At 59.2% G+C, this 10,720-nt stretch carries 9 protein-coding genes; all 9 read right to left on the bottom strand.

Annotated features, from left to right (window positions below; genetic code table 11):
• Positions 1–330: 330 nt before the first annotated feature.
• Entirely contained in the window at positions 331–564 is a 234-nt protein-coding gene (locus tag EN949_RS28065; RefSeq protein WP_013530787.1) for a phage-related exported protein, read from the bottom strand.
• A 1-nt stretch (position 565) separates the two neighbouring features.
• Positions 566–781, bottom strand: coding sequence for a hypothetical protein (locus tag EN949_RS28060; RefSeq protein ID WP_063168557.1), 216 nt, complete (start codon positions 779–781; stop codon positions 566–568).
• Positions 778–1,488 (bottom strand): glycosyl hydrolase 108 family protein, encoded by a 711-nt coding sequence (locus tag EN949_RS28055; protein ID WP_063168558.1) that lies wholly within the window; start codon positions 1,486–1,488, stop codon positions 778–780. Before EN949_RS28055 ends, EN949_RS28060 begins: the two co-directional genes overlap by 4 nt.
• A gap of 482 nt (positions 1,489–1,970) precedes the next feature.
• The gene (locus EN949_RS28050; protein WP_063168559.1) at positions 1,971–2,762 is read right to left on the bottom strand and encodes a class I SAM-dependent methyltransferase; all 792 of its coding nucleotides are present in this window, start codon (positions 2,760–2,762) and stop codon (positions 1,971–1,973) included.
• Between the two features lie 36 nt (positions 2,763–2,798).
• Entirely contained in the window at positions 2,799–4,094 is a 1,296-nt protein-coding gene (locus tag EN949_RS28045; RefSeq protein ID WP_063168560.1) for a hypothetical protein, read from the bottom strand.
• Positions 4,095–4,160: 66 nt separating this feature from the next.
• On the bottom strand, positions 4,161–6,824 hold the full coding sequence (locus tag EN949_RS28040) for a hypothetical protein (protein WP_164754913.1): 2,664 nt from the start codon (positions 6,822–6,824) through the stop codon (positions 4,161–4,163).
• Between the two features lie 131 nt (positions 6,825–6,955).
• Positions 6,956–9,304 carry a hypothetical protein gene (locus tag EN949_RS35985; RefSeq protein ID WP_164754915.1) on the bottom strand — a complete coding sequence of 783 codons (2,349 nt, stop codon included), beginning with the start codon at positions 9,302–9,304 and terminating at the stop codon, positions 6,956–6,958.
• Between the two features lie 500 nt (positions 9,305–9,804).
• The gene (locus tag EN949_RS28030) at positions 9,805–10,119 is read right to left on the bottom strand and encodes a hypothetical protein (RefSeq protein WP_127371848.1); all 315 of its coding nucleotides are present in this window, start codon (positions 10,117–10,119) and stop codon (positions 9,805–9,807) included.
• Between the two features lie 17 nt (positions 10,120–10,136).
• Positions 10,137–10,720 (bottom strand): HNH endonuclease signature motif containing protein (locus tag EN949_RS35980; protein WP_164782562.1); only part of this gene is annotated, 584 nt, incomplete at its 5' end.

The following is a 10,720-nucleotide window of genomic DNA, read 5'->3' as shown; positions in this document are numbered from 1 at the left end:
GGCAGCGTCAGATAAGCCGCCGCAAGCGCGCCGCAGATCGGCGAGGCCACCATTTCGCGCAGCTTGTAGCGATGCCGCGACAGCGCGCGCAGAACGCCGCCGGCGAGACCCGCCGCCACGACCGGTCCCTTGATGCCGAGCAGGTCGAAAAGATCGTTCATCATGGCCTCCAGCCGCAAAATTTCTGACCCTTTTCGTTGTGAGCCAGGATCGCCGCCACCGACGCGTCGGAAAGGGCCGCCGCCTCTGCCCTTGTCGGCCGGATGGGATGCCCGGCCGCGCAGAACGATCCGCCTGATGTGGTGCAGCCGGCCAGCAGGAGCGAGAGCGCTATGATTTTGACCATCTGGCCAGCCTCCCTCTGTTGTCGTCCGGCGCCCGGCCGGCGACGGCATCGTCGATCTCCTGGGCTTCGGTGCGCGCCGCGGCGTCGGCGGCATCCTGCCTGGCCTTCTGGTTGGCCTTGCCCTTGGCGTAGGCCGTCCAGACACCGGCGAGCGCGGCGCCCATTGCCAGAAGATACGGCCAGGCCTGGCCAAGCAGCGCGAAAGCGAGTGTTCCCATCTCATGTCTCCTTGGCCGGCGCGACCATGCCGCGCGGCCCGTCACGCACCGCGTTGATGATGATCTTGGCAAGGGCAATGGCGCCGCTGATCTGAAGGGCGGTGCGGTCGCTCACGCCGAGCAGCGTCCAGTCAAAGCCGGCGAGCGCGCCGCCGCAGATGATGGCGATCAGCGTGTTGAGGAGATTGTGCAGCGCATTGGTGTTGAACCATGTCATCGAAACAGGCTTCCGAAAAAATCGGCGATCTGATGCCGGACGGCCGCGAGCGCTCCGGCCATGAGAACGAGGAGGCCGGCCACGGCAGCCGTCTTGCCGCCGGGCGTCGGCTGCTCGAGACGAACCGACGGCGCCCCATTGGCCGATGTTTCGACCCTGGGCGGCGCCGCCGCGGTCACCGGTGCGGCGGGGCGCTGCGCCGACATCAGCAGGGCCTGAACCCGCACCGACCTGACCCGATCCGACCAGCCGCGCCCGAATGTTGCCCATGTCGGCAACCGCTTCAGGAACGCCAGCCGCGCATCGCAAAGTGCATCGATGGTCACACCGGCCGGCTTTGCCTTGGCCGCCGCGACGGTGACCGGTCCGATCCGGCCGTCCTGCGCAACGCCGACGGCCGCCTGCAGATATTTGGCCGCCCGGCCAGGCCCGCTGTTGACGGCGAAATCGAATACCGCGTGATCGACGCCATCGGGCAACTCGGCGCCGAGCACAGCGTCCCAGTAGAAGCGGCGATAGACGGTGGCGACCTGCGCGTCGCTGATCGCGCGCAGATCCGCCTTTGTCGCGCCCGCCTTCACATAGCGGCGGAAGCTGGCAAGCGTCACGCCCTTCATGGTGGCGCCGCCAGGATCGGCCAGATGGTCCGACCACCCGCCTTCCGATTTGAGAACAAGCGCAAGCGCCCGCGCGAAGTTGCGGTCCATGGTGTTTCCTTTCCGCCCTTCCGGGCAGTTGTTCAGTTTTTGATTTTTGGTATGTTCGCCGGGTGGAGGTTAGGCTTGGCGCGGGCGATTATGATTCTGGATATCATTCGCCAAGTTGGCAGATACAGACTTAAAATTCTGAGTATCGGCAAGAGAATCGTGCGCTCGGTAAGTCATTGACGCACCTAGGACGCGCAAAAGCACATATGCCTGACATAAGACATTTAGTTTTAGGAGTCCTCATCGGCGCCTTCTCTATCGCGTGGGTAGTTATTGCCACGATAGGGGTGCGGCGAGAGACGCGAGCGTACAACAAAAGCCTGAGAGACATCGATGAGAAGCTCCGTCAGGATAAAGATCAATGAATGAGTCTTCGGCGCGTTGACGCTGCGGAAATGATCAACAGGACTTCAGTCGAAGCGCCGCGACAACTCGTGCTGGATACAAGTAACTGAGGTCGGAGTTCGAAAATTCAGTTTCAGCTAGTTCTTTTTGAAGACGAACAGCTTTGTGTGAAACGATACTGGACTGATCACTAAGTCGATCGCGCGTCGTAAGGTCACCATCGGTCGCGACCGGCTCTCATACAATGGTTCAAGCAGGCGCTTGAACAAATTGCTTTCCCGCATCAACCCCAGATATCCGCCCCTGGACCGACTTTCCAAAAGCCGGAACCCCATCCCGCTGATCGTTCTAATTGTGTCGTTCGGGGTGAAGGCAAATTGGTAAAATCGAGCCATGTCCGCGGCACTCACATCTTCGTATCGACCGAGCCGCATCTTTAGACGCCTCAATGGCGACACGCTGGGGACAGTTAGGAAAAGGAGTCCGCCAGGTTTCAGCACTCGGCGTACCTCCTCGATGATCGATGCGTAACCATCCTTGAAATGTTCGATCACCCCTAAGGACCACACCCCTTCGAAAAAGGCATCCTCGAATGGCATTTCTCGCACGTCGCCGAGAACGATATTAAGTTCGGGGGCGTGCTTCTTGATTCTAGCGATGGTTACGGGGGCAAAGTCTAGTCCGTATGCCTCGAACCCGGCGTGATGGAGCCCAAAGACTGTGTTTGCCACACCGCAGCCTGCATCAATCACTCGATCAGGCGGGCTTAAATACTTTCGGGTAACATGCTGGACAAAGACGCTCTTTTTCCGAATGTCCGTTGCTGTTAGGGATTGCGCCCAACGATCGTCCCAGAATCCTTCGTCGGCTGGTTGGTCGATGAATACAAGACGATCATGCTGCCGATCGAGATATACCTGCTCCACCATTCATTTGCCTCCCCCAAGGCGCCGCTCAACGTCAGTTCATTTGCCGTAGTCTCGACCCACAATCGGAACAGCCGGAATGCTGGTATGGAAGCGCCCGAAGAGCAGTACCCACACCAAGACCTGAATCGTCACGAAACCGACGAATGGCTGCCGTGCCTGCGCAAGAACATTCTCCAAGGCATTCCGGTGCGCATAGACCCCAATCACGCTGCCGAGGATGATCCAGAAGAAGAACCACATACCCTTACTTTTGAGCGAAGCATGATGCAACGCCACCAACGCTCCGCCATAGATCAACCCAAATACGATCACAACGGGAATACCGCCAATCGCCCACGCCTGCCCCCAGAATGTACCAGCCAAGCCGTACAACGCCTGTGAAAATATCTGGGTCTGGAGCACCGTGTTGAACCCAGTGCTGTCGAAGCCGAAGGCCGACGGCTGAATTAGCAGTTGCGCCAAGGTATCGCGAACCGTGTTCCACCATGGATAGGTCGTGCTACTCCTAATCAGCCCTTCGATGTTTTCATGAGTGCCGAAGGCTTCCCAGGAGGCCACCATAGCCATCGGATCAGAACCGCCTGTCAGCATCCTGCCAAACGGCAGGTCGCGTTTGTAGGCCAGATAGAAGGGCTTCATAAAGAAGATGATCGCAAGCGTCGCCAGCCCGATCGCCCATGCCTTCCAATGCAGGGCCGCCTTCGTTATCGGCCACTCCCACAATAACACGATGGCAAACGCCATTGCCAAGATCACCGGGACCGTCCGATCACCCGCGATCGCATTAAGTGCGACCATTAACGCAAAGATGGCTTGATAAATACGAGCGCCGCGACCCCATGGCCTATCGAAATAGATTGATGCCAGAAGACCGATGCCGCTGACCCAACGCCACACGATGGAAATGAGCCCACCGACGGCGTCATAGATGTCGGCACGCTCCATCGCGTACCACTCAAGTCCAGCCCTGTTTGCCATCCATGCATAGCAGGCTAAAGAAATGATCAGCGCGCACCGAATGAACCAGATGACCCGCATCGGGTGCAGTTGGTAACAAGGGGGACGCCTGCCGCCCACAGACGAAGGCATCAGCAGCAGCGCCAACCCGAACCCTAGCCAAGCAGCGACCATCACCAGAATTGCTTCCGACGACGCCGGCTCAAGATATGGCACCAATCCTTTCGCGCTCACAGGCCGCGTGAAGCCAATCAGCGCGGGCACCGAATAAGCAAGAAGGCCGATATAGCCAATCGCTACAACAGAAACCCGATTGTGGCGGGCCACAAGTATAAAGGTGGTCACGGCCACCATTGACCACAGAGCGAGGACCATATCTTTCGTTCGACTATTTGGATCAAAAAAGCAACCTAGGCGATTCGGTCATTCACAACGACAAAGTCACAACTCGAAATCGCCCGCCCAACCGACTGTCGCGCTGACCACCCATGAGCCCGTTGCGTATGCCTCCAGGGTTACACGCTCGCCGGGATCGAGAATGAGATATTTGCCTGCACCGCCGCCCTTGATCGTGTCCGTCCCGTTGGGCTCGATGTTCATGACATGGGTTGCGTGTACCCCGGCAAAGCCGATCCGAAGGCCAGGCACGGCAGGCGGCAGCGTATGTGTGCACGTCGCGCCGGCGCTGTTGTTGTGGCAGAGTGCCCGGTTGTGAAGCCCGGACAGCGTTGTGTTAACGCTCAGATTGATCGGCACACTCGACGTCCCCTGCAGGCCGGGATTGTTGCCGCCAATAAACCTGGTCACGGTGCCGGCCGTGATGGAACTGCCGGTGCCATCGCCAACCCATTCCGTCATGTCAAAGCCATCGACCAGCATTTCGTCTATCGCGCCGCCGGTGGTTACCCGAAAGGCAACGCCAATGGAGGTCGGGTTCTTCAGGGCGATGTCCCTGAGACTGGCTTTGCGCAGCCGTTGGCCCACCGAAAGATTGAACCGGACGCCATGCGACTGGGTGTTTCCCCTGATGCCAGAAAGGCTAAGGCTCGCCGGTGTCACTACGTTCGCAACGACAATGGCGTCGGTCGAGCAGTTCATCAACGTGCCCGGGCCGATCGCAAGTGGCGTCTGGTAGGGCGCGGCGATTACGGCTGTGGCACCTGACGTTCCGCCCGTGATAGTCTCGCCAGCCCGAAAGATGCCGGCCGAACCGCGCACATAGATGCGCTGGGTCGCGCTGTTTGCCGTTTTGGCAATCGCAGAGGTGCCTCCAGTGATTGTTTCAGCGGCCTGAAACGTTCCGCTTATCGGCAAGACCCTCAGCACGTTGGCAAAGAAGTCGACCAAGATGCCCGTCGCGCCGGATGAACCGCCTGTCACCGTCTCACCGAGTTCATAGTCGAGGGTTGAACCGGTAATGACGATTTCAAAATGTTGGAACCGCAGGGTTCCGGTCGAGCCAGAGGTGCCGCCGCTGACCGTTTCGCTAATCGCAAACGATCCAACTTGCGAGCTGAGGGCGAACTGATATTCGCCGTTTGGTTCCAATTGCAGGGCTGTGTTGTAGCGATCGATGTACCAGTTATCGAGCCGGCCCGACTGAATCTGAACGCCGAAGACGTTACCGGCAGAACTACCGGAGAGCCGGTTGCCGATTGCCTTGACATTCGAAATGACGATCTCGCTGTTGGCGTCAGTCGCAGCTACGCCAATCAGACAGTCATTCGCCACCACGTTAGTTATGATCCCTCGCGGATCTCGCGCACCGGTCATCTCCACCCAGACACCGGCGGAGGGGCTGTCGAGATGTGCATCGGCGAAAACCCCGTCGACCAACACGTCGGTGGTGTTTAGATTCCCCGTATAGGTCAACACGACACCGTCGCGTTTGCACTTCGCCGACCGGATGTTGCGCACGATCGGCTTGCGGACGCCGGCCACGTAAACCGTGTCGCCAAACTCGCCGCCGGTTGGCGTGACGATGTTATAGCCGTCAATGTCCTCAATCGTCGGGCTGTCGACACAGAGCGCCATCACACCGGCAAGGCCGAGATTGCGGACTTTCACGCCGCGGATTGTCGGCCGCTTCCGGCGTGCACCAGTGGAGAGGCCGACGCGAATACCGATAGAAGCCTGGTAGCCGGCATGTGATCCACCATCAATCGTGAGGTCCCCGTCTATCAGGACGTCATCGGCAGCGATATCGATGACGGGATGGTGGCCGGTAACGGCACCGACTGGCGCGCGCAGGATCAGGGCAGAGCCGCCCAGGCATTCGACGCGCTTCTTCGCTGTCGAGATCGTATGGTTGCCGTCGGTCTGGTAGGAGCCGTCAATCAGCACATGCGGATAGCTGCCCGCGAGCAGTGCACTGATAGCAGCCGTGGCATTTGTACCGTTACCACGCGCCCCGAGCATTGATGCCGTCACCGGGGTCGAGGCGAGCGTATAGCCTGTCTTCGTCATGCCATCGCTCAGCATGATCACCAAATCCCCGACATTCGTTCCATTCTTGCGGTACACAGCGCCACTGCCTGCCACCTGAGAGCTGTCGTAGAAGGCGGTGCGGATGTATGTGGGTGCTATCGGTGGGGAAAATGCCTCCGCCGTCGCCTTGGTCGCGAATTGCGGATCGAGCACGGTTGTCATGGCGCCCGTCGCTACGTCCGCAGCGGCCTGGGCCTGGTCGATGATGCCTTGCGCGGCTGCCTGGATATCCCCGACTGTGTCGTCGGACTGGTAGAACGACAGCACAATGTCGTCGGTGCCGATCACAGGGTTCAGCGTCTGGAAGGCGAAGACGAAATCGGCCGAGGCGTTGCCCTGCTGGACATGCACCGTCGTTCCCTTCTGCATGGCGCGCCCGGTGCGGGCATCGGCGGCGCGGAACCATCGACCTTCGCTTACCGTATAGATACCGTTCTGCGCCTGGTCGGCCTGGTCCTTGACCAGCACGCGGTCGCCCACCTCCGTCGCCACCCCGTCGATGGTCTGAAGGCCGAAAAACGCAATGCTGGCGGTCGTCGCCAGACGAACGGGTTCGCGCTCGCCGGTCAGAAGGCGAACGGCGGCGGCTGAAGATCGGGCCATGCTGGCGTGCTCCATGAAAAAAGCCCCGCGAAGCGAGGCTGAAAAGAGATTTTGGTCTTGAGATAGAGGAGGCAGGCCTTTGGATCAGCCGGCAGATATCAACTGCGATTGTGATGGCATTGGCAGCGTCGAGCTTCCATGCAGCATCAAACCTCCTGAATCCGCACAACGGCGTTCCAGCCATAGGTCTTTGCCGCGACGCCGGTAACGGTCACCTCAATTCCGGAAGCCCCCACGGCGACGGAGGCGTCGAGTGAAGCGGCGTCGGTCGCATATTCGCCGATCACCGTTTTGGTGATCGCACCTTCGACCGCCAGGGTTCCGCCTGTGTTGCGGATCACACCGGCGAACACATAGCCGGCGCTGGTCGACGCTGAACCATCCGTGCGGCGGGCAGCGACATCGGCGGTGAACTTCGCGCCTTGCCCGGGCCTGATCGGAACAAAGCTGTTTCCGGCTTCGAAGACCATAAGAACGGGCGTTGCGTCCGGCGTCGATTTATAGCCCTTGAAAAGATCGCCGCCCCGGTTTCCTTCAATCAGCGCAATGTGCGATCCGTCATCGGTTGGCTTTCCCGTCGCCGTGCCGGAGTAGATGTTGCCCCGCACCTCGACGTTTGGCGAGGATCCGCTGATTTTCACATCGTTGACGACACTGCCGGTCGTCGCCTTGAAAAGGCCACCCGTCGCCCTCTGCCGTTCGCCCGATAGTGTCGACAAGGCGACATAGGACGATCGCGCATCCGCGATGCCTGCATGGGTTTGCGACATGTCGCCGTTCAATCGAACGCCGATGGACGCCGCTGCGCCGCCCATGTCGACAAGCGTGTCGGCCGACACAATGGTTTCATCCGCCGCGCTGAAGACGCCGTAGGCATCGGCCTGGGTAAACCCAAAGATGCGGCCGGCGCCAATCCTGACGCCACGCGAGATCTGTTGCCCGGCCGGGGTTTCGATATAGATCCCCTGATGCGTCGCCTGGATGTCGAACGACAGCAGGCGAAGATCTTCGATATGATGACCGGTGCCGGCGCGAATGCCTTGCTGCACGCCTTCCGTCACCAGGCTGCGCACCTCGATATCCTTGGCCCCTCGCAGCACCAGACCATAAAGGCCATCCCTGGACTTGGCACTGATGCGAAGGCGTTTGTACTTCAACACTGATCCGGCGGGCGCTGCGTTGCGGGTGAAGGCGACGGCCGCGCCAAGCTGGACGCTGCCCAGCTGCGTCCAGTCGATATCCACCTCGATATCGCTCACTGGCCAGTCGTCATCGCTCTCCGCATCGAAGCCGTTCAAATAGGCGCTCACGCGAGCACGACGGACAAAGACGTGACTTGTGCCGGAAACCTCGTCGTTGATGGTAACGATGTTGCGCGCCGTGTCGCCCCTGGCGTCGTCGATGTAGACCCAGTTGGAATCGGCAATGCGGTAGTGATCGCCTTGCGTACCGGTGAGCGTGCTATGCTCGATCATGACGCCTGAAATGCCGCTGATGTTGAAGACGCCAAAGCCGTTCGGAGCCGCGACATGATTCCAGGCGCCGTTGACCTTTGGAGCGATGATGCGGTTGTCGCCCTTCAGGTTGAATAGGTGCGTGACGTCCTCGGTGCGCTGTAGAAGCGCCTTGTCGTCAAACTCGACCGTCAGCCCCTGCGGAATGTCGATATTGCCGGCAAGCGAAAATGCGCCAGCCGGGATGATCAGCCTGCCCTGCCCGGCGGCAGCAATGGCGTTGACGATCGCGGTCCTGTTGTTGCCGGCTGCCGTGTCGGCGCCCGCCGCGCGAATGTTGATCTCCTTCGACCTCGGTGCGTTGATGATGTCGAAGCCGGCTCTCGCTCCGCCTTGCAGCGTGATCGCCAGACCGCCCCCGCCCGGCGAAATGGTGCCATTCTTCCTGTAGAGGGCTTGGCCGTCGCCGACCTGCGAATAGCCGGCAGTCCTGATATAATCCGGCGCAACCGCCGGCGAATAGGCCTCCGCCGTCGCCTTGATCGCAAATTGCGGATCGATCACCGTCGTCATGGCGCCCGTCGCCACATCCGCCGCAGCCTGGGCCTGGTCGATGATGCCTTGCGTGGCTGCCTGGATATCGCCGACGGTGTCGTCGGACTGGTAGAACGACAGCACAATGTCGTCGGTGCCGATCACAGGGTTCGGCGTCTGGAAGGCGAAGACGGAATCAGCCGAAACCGTGCCCTCCTGGACATGCACCGTCGTCCCCTTCTGCATGGTGCGCCCCGTGCGTGCATCGGCGGCGCGATACCAGTAGCCTTCCGACGCCGTATAGATGCCGTTCAGCCTGGCGTCCGCCTGGTCCTTGACCAGCACCCGGTCGCCGGTCGCTGTCTGGACGCCGTCGACCATTTTGAGGCCCTGGATCCAGGCAACGCCGTCGATGTCGATCGTCTCCAGGTTCGCGGTCGTCGCCAGGCGCACGGGTTCGCGTTCCCCGGTCAACAGGCGAACGGCGGCGGTTGCAGGTCGGGCCATAAGGCTTGCTCCATGAAAAAAGCCCCGCGAAAGCGAGGCTGTGAAAAGGGTCTGATTTTGCGGCGGGGCGCGTCGGAAGGTTAGCCCCAGTCACATGGGTGAGGCCGACAAGAGTGCACTGTCACCGTAATTTTTCGAATTACCCGACCCGCAATCTGCGAGCAATTCTGCCATGCGGCTCGCTCGCATTATCGATCTTTTAGACAGTTTCGCGCCCAGGCTCTTGCTTCGGGGCTGGCTACATTTGGCGAGTCTTGCTCTACGAGATATTTGGCCAAAGCCTTGCTATCGATGGACACGAAAAATTTTGCATTCTGTTTTTTCCTCCCAGAAAAGCCTGTCCTGTCGGGCTTGGATTCCAAGCGCTTCGCGCTCTGCCGGATCGCAAGTTGCCAAGCGCCATTGCCAGCCAATCTTCGACTTGCGTTGCTGCGCGTACAATTCCTCCTGATCCAGATCAACGAAGATTTTGCGCCTTGTTCAACCATAGGACGACAGACCTAACTCAACTCCATTTCTGGAGGCTCGGGAGGCTTTTTGCTCCGCCTCCATGGGGAGCTTTTTGTATCGCGCCGAGCATGCCAGCCCAAAGGCAAGTCCGCCAATTGCGCAACCGTGTTATCAAGCTCTACCACCTCGAACAAACCCACCAAAATTAGGTCATCGTGATCAACTTCAGCTTCATCGCCGTAAAATTGCCACGACTCATCATCGGCATCATGTGAAGCATAGGCAATCCAGCCGACGCCCCTAAATATTTTTCCGGTTGATATAACGGCCAAATTTTTTGGATCTTCGAATTTCCATTCGTCCATGTTGGCACCTATTTATTTTATTTTTCTATGTTCTCAAACCCAGCAATAAGCTGAATATTTTTATAGCTATTAGATCCTGAATCTTTTGTTCTGTCGGCCGGATTAACCGGATCGATATGATCGATGTGAGCTTCATTTCTCGGGGGAGTAACGCCCTTCTTGCTTTTCTTCGCCGGAATTAGCTCTATTCCACTCTTGTCTGATCGCAAAACTCCACCGTTCATCCTCCTGTTTTCCTTATCAATGATCATTCTCTGCTTGTTCGTTGGCTTCTTGCCAGGCGCAACATTTGGAGGATCTTCCAGATGCGCATAGGGCCTCCTTATTTGGTCTGCCTTGCCAGTTGAGACCGGAATCTCTTCTTTACTGGCAGACGAGACCGACTCCGGTCCACTATCCGAAACGATATCGGGTTTAGCAATGCTAGAACGCCCGGTGAGCTTTGCCACCACCTGGCTGCCAACTACACTGAGACCCTCGGCTAGGACATTGCCGCCAGCGCCCCAAAGCGCACCATTGGCAATTCCCCAGGGAATGCTGCCGCCAGTGTTGTAGGCGTATGCCCCGGCATAAGCGCCCCCCGCCATGCCCCCTACACCGG

The sequence above is a fragment of the Mesorhizobium sp. M7A.F.Ca.US.007.01.2.1 genome (genome assembly GCF_003998165.1).
Classification (GTDB): Bacteria; Pseudomonadota; Alphaproteobacteria; order Rhizobiales; family Rhizobiaceae; genus Mesorhizobium; species Mesorhizobium ciceri.
This window is presented reverse-complemented; position numbering and strand designations above follow the sequence as displayed.

Bases quoted from the DNA above. Each gene is read 5' to 3' on its own strand.
- EN949_RS28050 (WP_063168559.1), bottom strand. From the start codon at position 2,762: ATGGTGGAGCAGGTATATCTCGATCGGCAGCATGATCGTCTTGTATTC.
- EN949_RS35985 (WP_164754915.1), bottom strand. From the start codon at position 9,304: ATGGCCCGACCTGCAACCGCCGCCGTTCGCCTGTTGACCGGGGAACGC.
- EN949_RS28065 (WP_013530787.1), bottom strand. From the start codon at position 564: ATGGGAACACTCGCTTTCGCGCTGCTTGGCCAGGCCTGGCCGTATCTT.
- EN949_RS28055 (WP_063168558.1), bottom strand. From the start codon at position 1,488: ATGGACCGCAACTTCGCGCGGGCGCTTGCGCTTGTTCTCAAATCGGAA.
- EN949_RS28030 (WP_127371848.1), bottom strand. From the start codon at position 10,119: ATGGACGAATGGAAATTCGAAGATCCAAAAAATTTGGCCGTTATATCA.
- EN949_RS28040 (WP_164754913.1), bottom strand. From the start codon at position 6,824: ATGGAGCACGCCAGCATGGCCCGATCTTCAGCCGCCGCCGTTCGCCTT.
- EN949_RS28060 (WP_063168557.1), bottom strand. From the start codon at position 781: ATGACATGGTTCAACACCAATGCGCTGCACAATCTCCTCAACACGCTG.
- EN949_RS28045 (WP_063168560.1), bottom strand. From the start codon at position 4,094: ATGGTCCTCGCTCTGTGGTCAATGGTGGCCGTGACCACCTTTATACTT.